Below are 16,684 nucleotides of genomic sequence, written 5' to 3' on the forward strand. Positions count from 1 at the left end.
GGCTGGGGCGATGGCTTAGCGGGAGTAACTGACGGCTGTGGGCAGAGAAGGCGGGGAGAACAACAGATCGCTGAATGCGCGCTGTGAAAGTTTTCTTACCAGCAAGCCCGCAACAGTACAAATCAACAAACTGACAAAGGGGTAAACCAGCAGGAGCGTCAGTTCGACTTGCGGCGACCAGCGTGCCGCGTTCACTTGCGGAATCAGGCTTAAGCTGAATATTTCTACCAGTATGCGATGGGTGGTATAGATAGCAATGGTGTTGGAGCCAATCACATTCAGCAGGCTGGTGGAGCGCATACCGAAACGTTGCTCGTACTGATAAAACAGTTTCATGATCACCACAATCGATACCAGCGACAACATCAGCGAGATAGTAAACAACCAGGCACCGACCGCCAGAACAGCCAGCAAAGAAGCCATCAGCAGATGGCGGCGCAACGGCACCGCTTTAACACAGGTCATTAATGTTGCGCCAAACCATGCGCCAAGACTGTAATAAGGCAAATTGCGGATCACGCTGTTCATTCCCCACCACGGCGTGGGAACGAAATTAACAGAGACACTCAGCAGCACAAACAAGGCGAATAGTGGCAGCGCCAGACGGCTAAAAAGTTTACATATCACGAAATAGACAATTAAAGCATACAGATACCACAAGCTGGTGCTGGCGGTGATCATCCCGTGCAGGAACTCACCGGTGGAATCGGCATAAGCGGCATTGGAGGCATTGCTTAAATCGCGCTCAGGTGCCAGCCACTGATTCAGCGCACTTAACGCCAGCCACTGCACCACGCCCCACAGCGCCAGCACCCAGAAGATGTTCCAGATGCGTTTATCGAGACAATTTCCCCACGGTACGCTGTCGATATAGCGGCGAATCAAATAGCCAGAAATAAAGAAAAAAACCGGCATACGAAAGGGGGCAAGGTAAAGATTGAAATAGATCCAGCATTTGCTCAGGACTTCCGATAACGGATGCTGAAAAGTGGTGAGATGCGGATAAAAGGTAATGACCGAGTGATAAATCACCACCAGGCAAATACATAACCCTTTGATCTGGTTAATCCATAGCTCTTTTTGTTTCATCAGGACAACACGCTCTTTTTTAATTTACATGCGGTTGATCCTGCGGGTTATGACCCGAGGTGTAATGGGTATCTGTCTGTATTGGATGATTTTTCAGATTAAGATCAGGCGGCAAGATTGATGATAAAACATGGCAATTTAGCCGATTGATTTACGGGGACTTTTCAGATTAGCCCTGACGATCACTTACAGTTCAGACGTTTACCCATCTTGCTTTCGCTTATATACTCGTGTCTTTGCTAACAGCAACCAGACGGATTTCATGTACCAACCTGTCGCTCTATTTATTGGCCTGCGTTACATGCGTGGGCGTGCAGCGGATCGCTTCGGTCGCTTCGTCTCCTGGCTTTCTACCATCGGCATTACCCTCGGGGTGATGGCGCTGGTCACAGTATTGTCAGTGATGAACGGCTTTGAGCGCGAGCTGCAAAACAACATCCTTGGCCTGATGCCACAGGCAATTCTCTCTTCTGAGCATGGCTCTCTTAACCCGCAGCAACTCCCGGAAACGGCAGTCAAACTGGACGGCGTTAATCGCGTCGCACCTATTACTACCGGTGATGTGGTACTGCAAAGCGCGCGCAGCGTGGCGGTCGGGGTGATGCTGGGTATCGATCCGGCGCAAAAAGATCCACTCACGCCGTATCTGGTCAATGTGAAACAAGCTGATCTCGAACCGGGGAAATATAATGTCATTCTCGGCGAACAACTTGCCTCACAGTTAGGTGTCAATCGCGGTGATCAAATCCGCGTGATGGTGCCGTCTGCCAGCCAGTTCACGCCGATGGGGCGTATTCCAAGCCAGCGCCTGTTCAATGTGATTGGCACTTTCGCCGCCAACAGTGAAGTCGATGGCTATGAAATGCTGGTGAATATTGAGGATGCCTCGCGTCTGATGCGTTATCCGGCAGGCAATATTACCGGCTGGCGTTTGTGGCTGGATGAGCCGCTGAAAGTTGATTCTTTAAGCCAGCAAAAACTGCCTGAAGGCAGCAAATGGCAGGACTGGCGTGATCGTAAAGGCGAGCTGTTCCAGGCCGTACGCATGGAAAAAAATATGATGGGCTTGCTGCTGAGCCTGATTGTTGCCGTAGCGGCGTTTAACATTATTACCTCGCTAGGGCTGATGGTGATGGAGAAGCAGGGCGAAGTAGCGATCCTGCAAACGCAAGGCTTAACTCCGCGACAAATCATGATGGTCTTTATGGTGCAAGGGGCCAGCGCCGGGATTATCGGTGCGATCCTCGGAGCGGCGCTTGGTGCACTGCTTGCCAGCCAGTTGAATAATCTGATGCCGATAATCGGCGTCCTGCTTGATGGCGCGGCACTGCCAGTCGCTATCGAACCTTTACAGGTCATTGTTATTGCGCTGGTGGCGATGGCTATCGCGCTGCTGTCTACGCTTTACCCTTCATGGCGCGCTGCCGCCACTCAACCCGCTGAGGCTTTACGTTATGAATAAGATCCTGTTGCAATGCGACAACCTGTGCAAACGCTATCAGGAAGGCAGTGTGCAAACCGATGTACTGCACAATGTCAGTTTCAGCGTCGGCGAAGGTGAAATGATGGCGATCGTCGGTAGCTCTGGTTCTGGTAAAAGTACCTTGCTGCACCTGCTGGGCGGGCTGGATACGCCAACCTCCGGCGATGTGATCTTTAACGGTCAACCGATGAGCAAACTGTCTTCGGCGGCGAAAGCAGAGCTGCGCAACCAGAAGCTGGGCTTTATTTATCAGTTTCACCACCTGCTGCCGGATTTTACCGCCCTGGAAAACGTGGCTATGCCACTGCTGATTGGCAAGAAAAAGCCCGCTGAAATCAACAGCCGTGCGCTGGAGATGTTAAAAGCGGTGGGGCTGGAGCATCGTGCGAATCACCGCCCATCTGAACTTTCTGGCGGTGAGCGCCAGCGTGTGGCGATTGCCCGTGCGCTGGTCAATAACCCGCGTCTGGTACTGGCGGATGAACCTACCGGTAACCTTGACGCACGTAACGCCGACAGCATCTTCCAGTTGCTTGGGGAATTGAATCGCTTGCAGGGCACTGCCTTCCTGGTGGTTACTCACGACCTGCAACTGGCAAAACGCATGAGCCGCCAGTTAGAAATGCGTGATGGTCGTTTGACGGCGGAACTGAGCCTGATGGGGGCGGAGTAATGGCGATGCCTTTATCGTTATTGATTGGCCTGCGTTTTAGTCGCGGACGGCGGCGCGGCGGCATGGTATCGCTGATCTCCGTCATTTCTACCATTGGCATTGCCCTCGGCGTGGCGGTATTGATCGTCGGCTTAAGCGCGATGAACGGCTTTGAACGCGAACTGAACAACCGCATTCTGGCGGTGGTGCCGCATGGCGAAATTGAGGCGGTGGATCAGCCGTGGACTAACTGGCAAGAAGCTCTGGATAACGTGCAAAAAGTGCCGGGTATTGCCGCTGCCGCGCCGTATATCAATTTCACCGGGCTGGTGGAAAGTGGTGCCAATCTGCGCGCAATTCAGGTCAAGGGCGTTAACCCGCAACAGGAACAGCGTTTGAGCGCATTACCCTCGTTTGTCCAGGACGATGCGTGGAGCAATTTTAAAGCAGGCGAACAGCAAATTATCATCGGCAAAGGCGTGGCGGATGCGCTGAAAGTGAAGCAGGGCGATTGGGTGTCGATTATGATCCCCAACTCGAATCCCGAGCATAAACTGATGCAGCCAAAACGCGTGCGTTTGCACGTTGCCGGTATTTTGCAGTTGAGTGGCCAACTCGATCACAGTTTTGCCATGATCCCGCTGGCGGATGCCCAGCAATATCTTGATATGGGTTCCAGCGTGTCAGGTATTGCCCTTAAAATGACGGATGTTTTCAACGCCAATAAGCTGGTACGCGATGCGGGTGAAGTGACCAACAGCTATGTTTATATTAAAAGCTGGATTGGTACTTACGGCTATATGTATCGCGATATCCAGATGATCCGCGCCATTATGTATCTGGCGATGGTACTGGTGATTGGCGTGGCCTGTTTCAACATCGTCTCTACCTTAGTGATGGCGGTGAAAGACAAGAGTGGCGATATCGCCGTATTAAGAACGCTGGGGGCGAAAGACGGTTTAATTCGCGCCATCTTTGTCTGGTATGGATTACTGGCAGGGCTGTTCGGCAGCCTGTGTGGAGTGATTATCGGCGTGGTGGTTTCACTGCAACTTACCCCGATTATTGAGTGGATTGAAAAGCTGATCGGTCATCAGTTCCTCTCCAGCGATATCTATTTTATTGACTTCCTGCCATCGGAATTGCACTGGCTGGACGTCTTCTACGTACTGGTCACAGCATTGTTGCTGAGTCTTTTGGCAAGTTGGTATCCGGCGCGGCGCGCCAGTAATATTGACCCTGCGCGAGTCCTTAGCGGCCAGTAAAGGCAGTACATTAAAACAAGGAGCGGCAATGTATTACGGGTTTGATATTGGTGGAACAAAAATTGCGCTTGGCGTGTTTGATAGCGGTCGGCAGTTGCAGTGGGAAAAGCGGGTGCCGACACCGCGTGACAGCTATGACGCATTTTTAGATGCAGTGTGCGAGCTGGTAGCCGAAGCTGACCAACGTTTTGGCTGTAAAGGTTCTGTCGGCATCGGTATTCCGGGAATGCCGGAAACAGAAGATGGTACGCTGTATGCCGCCAATGTCCCCGCTGCCAGCGGTAAATCGCTGCGTGCAGATCTGAGCGCACGTCTTGATCGCGATGTCCGCCTTGATAACGATGCCAACTGTTTTGCCCTTTCAGAAGCCTGGGATGATGAATTTACTCAATATCCACTGGTGATGGGGTTGATTCTCGGCACCGGCGTTGGCGGCGGGCTGATTTTCAACGGTAAACCAATTACCGGTAAAAGCTATATTACCGGCGAGTTTGGCCATATGCGTCTGCCGGTTGATGCGTTAACCATGATGGGGCTGGATTTCCCGTTACGCCGCTGCGGCTGTGGTCAGCATGGCTGCATTGAAAATTATCTGTCTGGTCGCGGTTTTGCGTGGCTGTATCAACACTATTATCATCAACCGTTGCAGGCTCCCGAAATTATTGCGCTTTATGATCAAGGCGATGAGCAGGCAAGGGCGCACGTTGAGCGTTATCTGGATTTATTAGCGGTTTGTCTGGGAAATATCCTGACCATTGTTGACCCTGACCTGGTCGTCATTGGTGGTGGCTTATCGAATTTCCCGGCAATCACAACGCAACTGGCGGACAGGCTGCCTCGTCATCTCTTACCTGTAGCTCGTGTTCCGCGCATTGAACGCGCGCGCCACGGTGATGCGGGAGGAATGCGTGGTGCGGCTTTCCTACATCTAACCGATTAAACAACAGAGGTTGCTATGCTGTCGCGTCGGGGTCATCGGTTAAGTCGTTTTCGTAAAAATAAACGCCGCCTGCGCGAGCGTTTGCGTCAGCGTATTTTTTTCAGAGATAAAGTGGTGCCGGAAGCAATGGAAAAACCAAGAGTACTCGTACTGACAGGGGCAGGGATTTCTGCGGAATCAGGTATTCGTACCTTTCGCGCCGCAGATGGCCTGTGGGAAGAACATCGGGTTGAAGATGTGGCAACGCCGGAAGGTTTCGATCGCGATCCTGAACTGGTGCAAGCGTTTTATAACGCCCGTCGTCGACAGCTACAGCAGCCAGAAATTCAGCCTAACGCCGCGCATCTTGCGCTAGCTAAACTGCAAGATGCTCTCGGCGATCGCTTTTTGCTGGTGACGCAGAATATCGACAACCTGCATGAACGCGCAGGTAATACCAATGTTATTCATATGCATGGGGAACTGCTGAAAGTTCGCTGTTCGCAAAGTGGTCAGGTTCTCGACTGGACCGGAGACGTTACGCCAGAAGATAAATGCCATTGTTGCCAGTTCCCGGCACCCTTGCGTCCGCACGTCGTTTGGTTTGGCGAAATGCCACTCGGCATGGATGAAATTTATATGGCGTTGTCGATGGCCGATATTTTCATTGCCATTGGTACTTCCGGGCATGTTTATCCGGCGGCTGGATTTGTTCACGAAGCGAAACTGCATGGTGCGCACACTGTGGAACTCAATCTTGAACCGAGTCAGGTCGGTAATGAATTTGCCGAGAAATATTACGGCCCGGCAAGCCAGGTGGTGCCAGAGTTTGTTGAAAAGTTGCTGAAGGGCTTATAAAGCAGGAAGCATTGCCTGATGCGCTACGCTTATCAGGCCTACGATGGGGCGCAATGAATTGAATTTGCGGGTGTCGTAGACCAGAGAAGGCGTTGACGCCGCATCTGGCATATTTACTGCCTCTTTTAGCGTTTACTCGTCCATAACAGCAACATTAGCCACATCCTTGCTAAATGAAAAAACGGGCGGTAATACCACCGCCCGCTTGCTGAATTAACGTCCTGCTTTCAGCTTCTGATAATACTCTTCATAAATGCTGCTGGCTGCGCCAACGTCATTCTGCCATTCGCCATTTTTAATGGTTTCAGCATCCGGGTAGAGCGTCTTGTCGTCCGCTATTTCCGGGCTTAACAGCTTACGCGCGGCGAGGTTTGGCGTTGGATAACCGATAGTTTCAGCAACCTGTTTTGCCACATCCGGGCGCAGCAGGAAGTTGATCAATTTCAGCGCGCCCTCTTTGTTTTTGGCATTTGCCGGGATCGCCAGGCTGTCCATCCAGAAAATGCCGCCTTCTTTCGGCCATACCACGTCAATTGGCGTACCCGCCTGGCGTGCAACGAAAGCGGAACCGTTCCAGATCATGCCGAGGTTAACTTCGCCTTCCATGTACGGGTTCGCCGGGTTATCGGAGTTAAACGCCGCGACGTTTGGCATCAGTTTTTTCAGCTCGTTATACGCAGCTTCAATCTCTTTCGGATCGGTGGTGTTACCGGAGTAGCCCAGTTTGCGCAGCGCCATCTGGAACACTTCACGGGCATCGTCGGTCAGCAGCAGGCTGCCTTTGTACTCAGGCTTCCACAGATCGGCCCAGCTGGTGACAGATTTCGGGTCAACCGCATCACCGTTAACGCCAATCGCCGTCGCCCCCCAGATATACGGAATGGAGTAGTCGTTATTCGGGTCAAACGGCTTGTTGAGCATGTCTGGATCGAGATTGCTGAAGTTGCTTAACTTCGACTTATCGATCTTCTGGATCATCCCTTCTTTACGCATTTTATCGACGTAATAGGTTGAAGGAACCACCAGGTCATAGGCACCGTCTTTGTACGTTTTCAGCTTCGCGTACATGGTTTCGTTCGACTCGTAAGTCGAATAGATAACCTTAATACCGGTTTCTTTGGTGAACTGTTCAAGCAGTCCTGGCGGCACGTACTCGGTCCAGTTGTAGAAATACAGCGTGTTGTTGTCATCGGCGTGAGCGGCGCTCATGCCCAGTGCCAGAGCACCCGCCGCGAGCAGGTGGCGTGACCATTTTTTCATTTAACGTCCCCTGTGTTACCTTTCGTTTTATCACGAGCAATAAGCTGGCTGGCAATTACCATCACCAGCGACAGCACCAGTAATATGGTTGCCAGCGCGTTAACTTCCGGCGATACGCCGACTTTGACCATCGAATAAATTTTTAACGGCAGAATTTCATAGCCTGGTCCGGTGACGAACGAAGAAACTACTACATCGTCCATCGACAGGGTAAAGCTTAACACCCAGCCCGCCGCCACCGCAGGCATTGCCAGTGGCAGAATGATTTTTCGCAGAATGGTAAATTCGCTGGCACCGAGATCTTTCGCCGCTTCCAGCATCCGCACGTCAAAACCTTTCAGGCGCGAATACACCGTCACCACCACAAACGGCAGGCAGAAGGTGATATGCGAGAACAGCAGCGACCAGAAGCCAAGCTGAATACCCAGCAGCATAAACAGCACCAGCAGCGAAATCGCCATCACAATATCTGGCGACATCATCACCACAAACAGCATTCCGCTAACGAACGGCTTACCACGAAAGCGATAACGGTACAGCGCAACTGCCGTCAGTGAACCGATAAGCGTAGCAAACGTCGCCGAAAACACCGCCATCGTCAGTGAATGCTGCGCTGCCTGTAACAGACTGTCGTTGTTCATCAGCAGGCTATACCATTTGGTGGTAAAACCCTGCCAGTTGATGCCAAAGCGCGAGCTGTTAAAGGAATTCACAATCAAAATAATGATTGGAATATACAGATACGCGTAGATAGCGGTCATAAAACCGCCGCGAAGCAGTCGACCGATCATTCGAGTTCCACCTTCTTATTCAGCAAACGAGAAGCGCGCCAGTAAACCAGCAACATCAGGCCCATTACGATAGTCAGCGTAATGCTGGTGGCAGCACCAAACGGCCAGTCACGAATATTGAGGAACTGGACCTTGATGACGTTACCAATCAGTAGGTTTTTCGCACCGCCCATCAGGTCGGACACATAGAACAGGCCCATCGCTGGCAGCATCACCAGCAGACATCCGGCAATAATCCCCGGCATCGTCAGTGGGATAATGATGCGGATAAAGGTCTGCAACTTGCTGGCACCGAGATCGCGCGCCGCCTCCAGCAACGGCTTATCCAGTTTTTCGATACTGGAGTACAGCGGCATCACCATAAACGGCAGCAGAATGTATACCAGACCGATTATCACCGCACTGGGCGTGAACATGATGCGAATTGGTGTATCGATAACGCCCAGCCAGAGCAAAAACTCGTTGAGATAGCCTTTGGTACTGAGGAAAATTTTCAGCCCGTAGATACGAATCAATGAGTTGGTCCAGAAGGGAACAATCAGCAGAAACAGCAGCAGCGGACGCACCTTGTGTGGCAGCTTTGCCAGAAACCAGGCAAACGGGTAGCCCAGCACCAGGCAGGCGAGGGTGGCGATCAGCGCCATATTCAGCGAGTGCAATAGCACTTCAAAATAGAGCGGATCGAGCAGTCGCGTGTAGTTATCCAGCGTAAAGACCATTTTGACGAAACTGGCGTCGTCGCGGGTCAAAAAGCTGGTGCCAATGATCATCAGGTTGGGCAGAAAGACAAACAACACAAGCCAACCGACAATAGTGACAATCACTACATTCTGGAACTTACTTGTGTTCTTCATCAGCCAGTACGACCTCCCAGCTTTCTACCCAATTAATGGCCATTTTTTGGTCGAGAGAGTGGTCAAAGTCAGGATCGTCTTCATTGAAGAATTCGCTGACCATCACCATCTTGCCATTTTCCAGTTCAACAACCGACTCCAGCGTCATGCCTTTGTAGTTACGCTCGCGAACGTAACCAATCAGCCCTTCAGCGTGGTTGTCGTCGTTAATCTCTTCAACACGTAAGTCTTCCGGGCGCAGCAGAACATGCAGTTTTTGCCCCGGTTCAACGCCGAAGTTAACGTAGATATTACACTCGCGGCCTTCAACGTTGGCGCGTACGCGCTGCTCGTCGAGACGTTCGATGACCGTGGCATTAAACATATTGATTTCACCGATAAACCCAGCAACAAACAGGTTTTTCGGCTCTTCGTAGATTTCACGCGGCGTGCCGTCTTGCTCAATGCGACCATCGCGCATCACCACAATCCTGTCCGACATGGTGAGTGCTTCTTCCTGGTCGTGAGTCACGAAGACGAATGTAATGCCAAGCTTACGCTGTAGCGCTTTCAGCTCGTTCTGCATCTGTTTGCGCAGTTTGTAATCCAGCGCTGAGAGCGACTCATCCAGCAACAACAGACGAGGCTTGTTAACCACCGCGCGAGCAATGGCGACGCGTTGCTGTTGACCACCAGAAAGCTGATGCGGTTTACGTTGAGCGAAGGTTTCCAGCTGCACCATTCGCAGGGCTTCCATCACGCGGGGCGTAATTTCAGCAGCGGGGGTTTTTTGCATGCGCAACCCAAAGGCCACATTTTCGAACACGGTCATGTGGGGGAAAAGTGCGTAGCTTTGGAAAACAGTGTTCACATAGCGGTTTTCCGCCGGAACGTGGGTGATGTCCTCGTTATCCAGCATGATGCGTCCGGAATCAACAGTTTCCAGACCGGCAATCAGGCGAAGAACGGTTGTTTTACCGCAGCCAGAAGGGCCAAGCAGCGTGAGGAACTCGCCATTGTTGATAGTCAGATCCAGCTGGGGAATGACCTCTTTACCATCAAAGCATTTGCGAATTCCCGCCAATTGCACCAGCGGTGAAAGCGAACTCGGTTGTTTATTCAATTTTTTACTCTGTCCCATGTAAACGCAACGGATGGCTTACCGATGCGGGGTTTGTGGTTAACCACCTTGGTGACTCTTAATGAGGGCGGTAATTCTACGGCAAACCGCTTGAATCGCCAATCTTTGTTGTGAATTACTGGCTTAGCTTTATATTCATTAAGGTAATGCTGATAAATATTCCCGCTTGCAGGGGTAAAAGTGACCTGACGCAATATTTGTCTTTTCTTGCTTCTTAATAATGTTGTCACAAAAAGTGAGGGTGACTACATGGATAAACTACTTGAGCGATTTTTGAACTACGTGTCTCTGGATACCCAATCAAAAGCGGGGGTGAGACAAGTTCCCAGCACGGAAGGCCAATGGAAGTTATTGCATCTGCTGAAAGAGCAGCTCGAAGAGATGGGGCTTATCAATGTGACCTTAAGTGAGAAGGGCACTTTGATGGCGACGTTACCGGCTAACGTCCCTGGCGATATCCCGGCGATTGGCTTTATTTCTCATGTGGATACCTCACCGGATTGCAGCGGCAAAAATGTGAATCCGCAAATTGTTGAAAACTATCGCGGTGGCGATATTGCGCTGGGTATCGGCGATGAAGTTTTATCACCGGTTATGTTCCCGGTACTGCATCAGCTACTGGGTCAGACGCTGATTACCACCGATGGTAAAACCTTGTTAGGTGCCGATGATAAAGCAGGTATTGCAGAAATCATGACCGCGCTGGCGGTATTACAACAAAAAAACATTCCGCATGGTGATATTCGCGTCGCCTTTACCCCGGATGAAGAAGTGGGCAAAGGGGCGAAACATTTTGATGTTGACGCCTTCGATGCCCGCTGGGCTTACACCGTTGATGGTGGTGGCGTCGGCGAACTGGAGTTTGAAAACTTCAACGCCGCGTCGGTCAATATCAAAATTGTCGGTAACAGTGTTCACCCGGGCACGGCGAAAGGAGTGATGGTAAATGCGCTGTCGCTGGCGGCACGTATTCATGCGGAAGTTCCGGCGGATGAAAGCCCGGAAATGACAGAAGGCTATGAAGGTTTCTATCACCTGGCGAGCATGAAAGGCACCGTTGAACGGGCCGATATGCACTACATCATCCGTGATTTCGACCGTAAACAGTTTGAAGCGCGTAAACGTAAAATGATGGAGATCGCCAAAAAAGTGGGCAAAGGGTTACATCCTGATTGCTACATTGAACTGGTGATTGAAGACAGTTACTACAATATGCGCGAGAAAGTGGTTGAGCATCCGCATATTCTCGATATCGCCCAGCAGGCGATGCGTGACTGCGATATTGAACCGGAACTGAAACCGATCCGCGGCGGTACCGACGGCGCGCAGTTGTCGTTTATGGGATTACCGTGCCCGAACCTGTTCACTGGCGGTTACAACTATCATGGTAAGCATGAGTTTGTGACTCTGGAAGGTATGGAAAAAGCGGTGCAGGTGATCGTCCGTATTGCCGAGTTGACGGCGCAACGGAAGTAAGCGAAAAGGGATGCGGCATGTGATGCCGCATCCGGCTTAAATCCAAACTTACCCTTCGAAGAACCAGTATCCGCTATTGACCAGCGCCGCGAGCATCGCGAGGAATGACGGATCTTCCAGCGCATCGCCAAAATTCTCCGCGGTCAGCGCAATGTTGCTGGCGAGCGCATCCAGTGCCGGACGGTGCGGGGAATCGATCTTCTCACCATTGGCATACACGTCGTCGCCAATGCGCAATACGCGCAGACCACCCAGGCGCACCAGCACATCACCTTGTTTCAGCGCATCGTAGATTTCATCCGGCTGATAAGGCGGCTCCGGCGGCGCGATATCCAGTTCATGGCGTGACTGGGATATAAACTCGCCAAACCATTGCTTAAAGTGTTCCGGCTGGTTGATCAATTCGAGCATCATCTCACGCAGTTTATCCATCTCTTGCGGCAGAACGTCCGCAGGATGAGCGCGAGGTGGAACATCAGGATCGCTGTAGTAGTTGCCGCCCAGTTCACGTTGCAGCACATAATCGGCAAATCCGCTAATCAGTTCCCGCGTATTTGGCGCGCGAAAACCCACGGAATAGTTCATCGCATTTTCCAGCGCGTAGCCTTCATGCGGGAATCCTGGCGGAATATAAAGGATATCGCCAGGCTCCAGCTCTTCATCGATGATGGCTTCGAACGGATCGACCTGTAACAGATCCGGGTGCGGGCAGTGCTGTTTCATTTGTAGCTTTTCGCCCACTCGCCAGCGACGACGTCCGGTACCCTGAATGATAAACACGTCGTACTGATCGAGATGTGGGCCGACGCCGCCGCCAGGTACGGAAAAAGAGATCATCAGGTCATCAATACGCCAGTCCGGTAGTTCACGGAACGGCCGCATCAGCGCGGCGGTCGGCTCATGCCAGTGGTTCACTGCCTGTACCAGTAACGACCAGTTGGTTTCACCGAGATGATCGTAGCTTTCGAACGGGCCGTGGCTGACCTGCCATTTGCCATCCTGGTGACTGACCAGTCGACTGTCGACTTCGCTTTCCATCGCCAGACCCGCCAACTCGTCTGGAGAGATCGGGTCAATAAAATTATTAAAGCCGCGTTTTAACACCACCGGGCGTTTCTGCCAGTGACGTTCAAGAAAATCGGGCCAGTTAAGAGTGAGTTGGTATTCCATGTTAAGCATCCACAGGCTGGTATCTGCAACCGATTATAACGGATGCTTAACGTAATGCGTGAAGTATGGACATATTTATTCATCTTTCGGCGCAGAATGCTGGCGACCAAAAATCACCTCCATCCGCGCACCGCCCAGCATGCTCTCTCCGGCGACGATTTTACCCTCATACTGCTCGGTGATTTCGCGGGCTACCGCCAGCCCTACACCTTGCCCAGGGCGTAAAGTATCAACCCGTTGACCACGGTCGAAAATGACCTCTCGCTTGCTTAATGGAATACCGGGGCCATCATCCTCGACCACAATATAGAGATGCTCGTCGGTTTGCCTTGCAGAAATTTCGACAAACTCGAGGCAATATTTACAGGCGTTATCCAGCACGTTGCCCATCACCTCGACAAAATCGTTCTGCTCACCAACAAAACTGATCTCTGGTGAAATATCGAGAGAGATATTGACCCCTTTGCGTTGATACACTTTGTTCAGCGCCGAAGTGAGATTGTCCAACAGAGGGGCGACCGGATGCAGCTCGCGGCTAAGCAATGTCCCACCGCGCATACTGGCACGATGCAGGTAGTAGCCAATTTGCTGTGAAATGCGGCTGATTTGCTCCAGCATCACCGGCTCAGCATCACTGACGCTCATCTTCTCACTACGCAGAGAACGTAGCGTACTTTGCAGCACCGCCAGTGGCGTTTTCAGACTATGGGTCAGGTCGGTGAGCGTCGTACGATATTTATCGTAACGTTCGCGTTCACTTTTTAACAGTCGGTTCAGGTTTCGTACCAGACTGGTCAGTTCTCGTGTTGTGGCAGGATTGAGCAATTCGCGGTTATGCTCTTCCAGTTCGCGGACTTCTTTTGCCAGGGCCTCGATGGGACGTAAACTCCACCAGGCGGCTACCCACAGCAGTGGGATCACTAACAGCAGATTGGCTGAGAGCACATAGATAAACCAGCTCCAGACCATATAGGAACTTTTTAGCTCCACCGGAATGGTATCCACCACTACAATGGTTAACTTTGGCATCCGCGATGTTGCCGGGTAGACGTTTACCGCCACCGAGTGGGTCATCTCCGCGTCGTCATCATCTTCCCGCACTTCCTGCAACTGTTGCTGCATAGAGTGATCTCCACTCAGTAACAGGCTAGTGTCGTTAACATCCGCTTCAATTTCATGAAAACCATTCGATTTCAGCCAGTCAGGCTGGATCATTTTCATCAGCCAGGGCACGTCACGTTGCGCCCATAAAAGCTGCCCGTTCTCATCATAAATTAGCGTCATGGTGGGGCTTTGCTTGTCGATATTTTCGGGTAACTCGACATGCAATTTATTATTTTCCCACTTCGCAAGGGTATAGAACAGATTGCTCTCGCCACGTAACAGCCGAAACGTGGTTTTATCGAAACTGACGCTATAACCGATCAGCGCAACCATTCCGTAGGCAAGCGAAAGCACCAATACTACTGCTGCCGTTGCTAACAGAAAACGGACCCGCAGCGAGAGCGGGAAAAAAAGACGCAGTAATTTTTTCATCAGCGCAATTCGAACAGATAGCCCTGGCCGCGAACGGTGGTAATCACTTCTTGCGGATATTGTGCCTGAATTTTTTTGCGCAGACGTCCCATCAGTACATCAATGGTATGGCTTTCCCGCAGCTCCGCATCCGGGTAGAGTTGTAGCATTAACGAATCTTTGCTGACCACTTTGCCATTATTGCGTATCAACGTTTCCATAATGGTGTATTCGAACGCGGTCAGTTTGATCACTTCGTCATTAATGGATAACTCACGGCGGGAGAGATCAACCTGAAACGGTGGCAGCGAAATTACCTGGGAAGCCAGACCGCTATTACGCCGCATTAATGCCTGCATTCGCGCCATCACCTCTTCAATATGAAACGGTTTAGTCACGTAATCATCAGCGCCAGCACTTAATACTTCGACTTTGTCCTGCCAGCTTTCACGGGCGGTTAATACCAGAATCGGCAGTGAAACATCATTACTGCGCCAGCGGCGAATCAATGACAGACCGTCCTCGTCAGGCAAACCGAGATCGACAATCGCAATATCCGGTAAATGCTCATTGAGATAATAATCGGCTTCTTTGGCATCTTCTGCGTCATCGACCTGATGACCAGCATCCTGAATCTGAACTTTAAGATGGTGACGTAACAACGCATTGTCTTCAACAACCAGTACGCGCATTTTTCATTCTCCCTGTTTTAATTATTAAAATAGTGTAACGCGATTATGTCGTTATGGGGGTAAACATTAAATAAACCAGCGGGGAGGGGAGGTAAAGAGAAAAAATAAAAAGCGGATAATCTTAATAAGCAGGCCGGACAGCATCGCCATCCGGCACTGATTTGAGGCTTATTTCAGTTCATCAACCATGGTGATGGCGCGGCCAATGTAGTTTGCCGGCGTCATCGCTTTCAGGCGGGCTTTTTCTTCTTCTGGCAGTGCCAGACCGTCGATAAATTGCTTCATGCCTTCGGCGTCAACTCGCTTACCGCGAGTCAGCTCTTTCAGCTTTTCGTACGGTTTTTCGATGCCATAGCGACGCATAACTGTCTGGATTGGCTCAGCCAGCACTTCCCAGTTGTGATCCAGTTCCTCCAGCAGATGGTCACGGTTCACTTCCAGTTTGCTCACGCCTTTCAGGGTGGATTGATACGCAATCAGCGCATAACCGATACCCACGCCGAGGTTACGCAGCACGGTGGAGTCGGTCAGGTCACGCTGCCAGCGGGAAACCGGCAGTTTGCTTGCCAGGTGCTGCAACACCGCGTTGGAAAGCCCCAGGTTACCTTCGGAGTTTTCGAAGTCAATCGGGTTAACTTTATGCGGCATGGTGGAAGAACCAATCTCACCAGCAATGGTTTTCTGTTTGAAGTGGTTAAGGGCGATATAACCCCAGACGTCACGGTCGAAGTCGATCAGAATGGTGTTGAAACGCGCAACGCAATCAAACAGTTCGGCAATATAGTCGTGTGGTTCGATCTGGGTGGTGTACGGGTTCCACTGAATACCCAGCGAGGTGACGAACTCTTCGCTGAACTGATGCCAGTCAACTTCCGGGTAAGCCGCGATGTGGGCATTATAGTTGCCGACAGCGCCGTTGATTTTGCCGAGGATCTCCACCTGATTAAGCTGGCGGTACTGACGTTCCATGCGGTAGGCAACGTTTGCCATCTCTTTACCGATGGTTGACGGCGTGGCTGGCTGACCGTGGGTACGGGACAGCAGCGGGATATCGCGATACTGAACGGCGAGATCTTTAATGCCATCAATCAGTTGACGCCAGTATGGCAGGATCACTTCATCACGCGCGGTTTTCAGCATCAACGCGTGGGAGAGGTTATTGATATCTTCCGAAGTACAGGCAAAGTGGATGAATTCAGAAACTGCGTGCAGTTCCGGGATATCGGCCACTTTTTCTTTCAGGAAATACTCAACCGCTTTAACGTCGTGGTTAGTGGTACGCTCGATGGTTTTGATGCGTGCTGCATCTTCTTCGCTGAAACTGGCGACAATTGTATCAAGGTAACCGATTGCGTCGGCAGCAAAAGCAGGAACTTCCTTGATCGCTGCGTGCGCGGCCAGTTTTTGCAGCCAACGTACTTCAACTTGTACACGGAATTTCAGCAAACCATATTCGCTGAAAATCCCGCGCAGCGCGCTGACTTTATCGCCGTAGCGTCCATCGACAGGGGAAACGGCGGTCAGTGAGGATAATTCCATA

Annotated in this window: 15 protein-coding genes; 6 read left to right on the forward strand and 9 right to left on the reverse strand. The window is 51.3% G+C overall.

From position 1 onward, the window contains the following. Positions 1-15: 15 nt before the first annotated feature. On the reverse strand, positions 16-1,089 hold the full coding sequence (locus FQZ95_RS25865; RefSeq protein ID WP_160530967.1) for an acyltransferase family protein: 1,074 nt from the start codon (positions 1,087-1,089) through the stop codon (positions 16-18). A 262-nt stretch (positions 1,090-1,351) separates the two neighbouring features. Between FQZ95_RS25865 and lolC the strand changes: the two genes are divergently transcribed. The 5 genes from lolC to cobB are packed head-to-tail and all read left to right on the forward strand — an operon-like array spanning position 1,352 to position 6,266. Next, complete coding sequence (gene lolC, locus FQZ95_RS25870) at positions 1,352-2,551, forward strand: lipoprotein-releasing ABC transporter permease subunit LolC (protein WP_000284708.1); 1,200 nt, start codon at positions 1,352-1,354, stop codon at positions 2,549-2,551. Then, positions 2,544-3,245, forward strand: coding sequence for a lipoprotein-releasing ABC transporter ATP-binding protein LolD (gene lolD, locus FQZ95_RS25875; protein WP_001033695.1), 702 nt, complete (start codon positions 2,544-2,546; stop codon positions 3,243-3,245). The genes lolC and lolD overlap by 8 nt, the downstream gene beginning before the upstream one ends. Continuing rightward, positions 3,245-4,489: a lipoprotein-releasing ABC transporter permease subunit LolE gene (lolE, locus tag FQZ95_RS25880; RefSeq protein WP_001251354.1), complete on the forward strand. Its 1,245-nt coding sequence runs from the start codon at positions 3,245-3,247 to the stop codon at positions 4,487-4,489. The genes lolD and lolE overlap by 1 nt, the downstream gene beginning before the upstream one ends. A 28-nt stretch (positions 4,490-4,517) precedes the next feature. Beyond that, positions 4,518-5,429: an N-acetylglucosamine kinase gene (gene nagK / locus FQZ95_RS25885; protein ID WP_160530969.1), complete on the forward strand. Its 912-nt coding sequence runs from the start codon at positions 4,518-4,520 to the stop codon at positions 5,427-5,429. 15 nt (positions 5,430-5,444) lie between these two features. Then, positions 5,445-6,266, forward strand: a complete 822-nt coding sequence (gene cobB, locus FQZ95_RS25890; protein WP_000952736.1) for a Sir2 family NAD+-dependent deacetylase — start codon at positions 5,445-5,447, stop codon at positions 6,264-6,266. A gap of 213 nt (positions 6,267-6,479) precedes the next feature. Here the strand turns inward: cobB and potD are convergent, their stop codons facing one another. Genes potD through potA form a run of 4 tightly spaced genes read right to left on the reverse strand, consistent with a single transcriptional unit; the run spans position 6,480 to position 10,291 of the window. Further along, positions 6,480-7,526, reverse strand: coding sequence for a spermidine/putrescine ABC transporter substrate-binding protein PotD (gene potD / locus FQZ95_RS25895; protein ID WP_000759306.1), 1,047 nt, complete (start codon positions 7,524-7,526; stop codon positions 6,480-6,482). Continuing rightward, a complete protein-coding gene (gene potC / locus FQZ95_RS25900; RefSeq protein WP_000580312.1) occupies positions 7,523-8,317 on the reverse strand; it encodes a spermidine/putrescine ABC transporter permease PotC in 795 nt (264 codons plus the stop codon). Before potC ends, potD begins: the two co-directional genes overlap by 4 nt. Beyond that, positions 8,314-9,171 (reverse strand): spermidine/putrescine ABC transporter permease PotB, encoded by an 858-nt coding sequence (gene potB / locus FQZ95_RS25905; RefSeq protein WP_000799401.1) that lies wholly within the window; start codon positions 9,169-9,171, stop codon positions 8,314-8,316. The genes potC and potB overlap by 4 nt, the downstream gene beginning before the upstream one ends. After that, positions 9,155-10,291 carry a spermidine/putrescine ABC transporter ATP-binding protein PotA gene (gene potA / locus FQZ95_RS25910; protein ID WP_000531596.1) on the reverse strand — a complete coding sequence of 379 codons (1,137 nt, stop codon included), beginning with the start codon at positions 10,289-10,291 and terminating at the stop codon, positions 9,155-9,157. Before potA ends, potB begins: the two co-directional genes overlap by 17 nt. Positions 10,292-10,540: 249 nt before the next feature. Between potA and pepT the strand changes: the two genes are divergently transcribed. Then, positions 10,541-11,767 carry a peptidase T gene (pepT, locus tag FQZ95_RS25915; RefSeq protein ID WP_032183951.1) on the forward strand — a complete coding sequence of 409 codons (1,227 nt, stop codon included), beginning with the start codon at positions 10,541-10,543 and terminating at the stop codon, positions 11,765-11,767. A gap of 48 nt (positions 11,768-11,815) precedes the next feature. Here the strand turns inward: pepT and roxA are convergent, their stop codons facing one another. From roxA to purB, 4 genes are all read right to left on the reverse strand, one after another. Next, a complete protein-coding gene (gene roxA / locus FQZ95_RS25920; protein WP_001295435.1) occupies positions 11,816-12,937 on the reverse strand; it encodes a [50S ribosomal protein L16]-arginine 3-hydroxylase in 1,122 nt (373 codons plus the stop codon). A 75-nt stretch (positions 12,938-13,012) separates the two neighbouring features. Further along, on the reverse strand, positions 13,013-14,473 hold the full coding sequence (gene phoQ / locus FQZ95_RS25925; protein WP_000735420.1) for a two-component system sensor histidine kinase PhoQ: 1,461 nt from the start codon (positions 14,471-14,473) through the stop codon (positions 13,013-13,015). Next, positions 14,473-15,144, reverse strand: a complete 672-nt coding sequence (phoP, locus tag FQZ95_RS25930; RefSeq protein WP_001265481.1) for a two-component system response regulator PhoP — start codon at positions 15,142-15,144, stop codon at positions 14,473-14,475. Before phoP ends, phoQ begins: the two co-directional genes overlap by 1 nt. A 168-nt stretch (positions 15,145-15,312) precedes the next feature. Continuing rightward, positions 15,313-16,683 carry an adenylosuccinate lyase gene (gene purB / locus FQZ95_RS25935; RefSeq protein WP_000423751.1) on the reverse strand — a complete coding sequence of 457 codons (1,371 nt, stop codon included), beginning with the start codon at positions 16,681-16,683 and terminating at the stop codon, positions 15,313-15,315. Position 16,684: the final 1 nt, after the last annotated feature.

This window comes from Escherichia sp. HH41S, from assembly GCF_009820115.1.
Classification (GTDB): domain Bacteria; phylum Pseudomonadota; class Gammaproteobacteria; order Enterobacterales; family Enterobacteriaceae; genus Escherichia; species Escherichia coli_F.

Excerpts from the sequence above, each read along its gene's own strand:
- FQZ95_RS25865 (WP_160530967.1), bottom strand. The coding sequence starts at position 1,089 with ATGAAACAAAAAGAGCTATGGATTAACCAGATCAAAGGGTTATGTATT.
- lolC (WP_000284708.1), top strand. The coding sequence starts at position 1,352 with ATGTACCAACCTGTCGCTCTATTTATTGGCCTGCGTTACATGCGTGGG.
- lolD (WP_001033695.1), top strand. The coding sequence starts at position 2,544 with ATGAATAAGATCCTGTTGCAATGCGACAACCTGTGCAAACGCTATCAG.
- lolE (WP_001251354.1), top strand. The coding sequence starts at position 3,245 with ATGGCGATGCCTTTATCGTTATTGATTGGCCTGCGTTTTAGTCGCGGA.
- nagK (WP_160530969.1), top strand. The coding sequence starts at position 4,518 with ATGTATTACGGGTTTGATATTGGTGGAACAAAAATTGCGCTTGGCGTG.
- cobB (WP_000952736.1), top strand. The coding sequence starts at position 5,445 with ATGCTGTCGCGTCGGGGTCATCGGTTAAGTCGTTTTCGTAAAAATAAA.
- potD (WP_000759306.1), bottom strand. The coding sequence starts at position 7,526 with ATGAAAAAATGGTCACGCCACCTGCTCGCGGCGGGTGCTCTGGCACTG.
- potC (WP_000580312.1), bottom strand. The coding sequence starts at position 8,317 with ATGATCGGTCGACTGCTTCGCGGCGGTTTTATGACCGCTATCTACGCG.
- potB (WP_000799401.1), bottom strand. The coding sequence starts at position 9,171 with ATGAAGAACACAAGTAAGTTCCAGAATGTAGTGATTGTCACTATTGTC.
- potA (WP_000531596.1), bottom strand. The coding sequence starts at position 10,291 with ATGGGACAGAGTAAAAAATTGAATAAACAACCGAGTTCGCTTTCACCG.
- pepT (WP_032183951.1), top strand. The coding sequence starts at position 10,541 with ATGGATAAACTACTTGAGCGATTTTTGAACTACGTGTCTCTGGATACC.
- roxA (WP_001295435.1), bottom strand. The coding sequence starts at position 12,937 with ATGGAATACCAACTCACTCTTAACTGGCCCGATTTTCTTGAACGTCAC.
- phoQ (WP_000735420.1), bottom strand. The coding sequence starts at position 14,473 with ATGAAAAAATTACTGCGTCTTTTTTTCCCGCTCTCGCTGCGGGTCCGT.
- phoP (WP_001265481.1), bottom strand. The coding sequence starts at position 15,144 with ATGCGCGTACTGGTTGTTGAAGACAATGCGTTGTTACGTCACCATCTT.
- purB (WP_000423751.1), bottom strand. The coding sequence starts at position 16,683 with ATGGAATTATCCTCACTGACCGCCGTTTCCCCTGTCGATGGACGCTAC.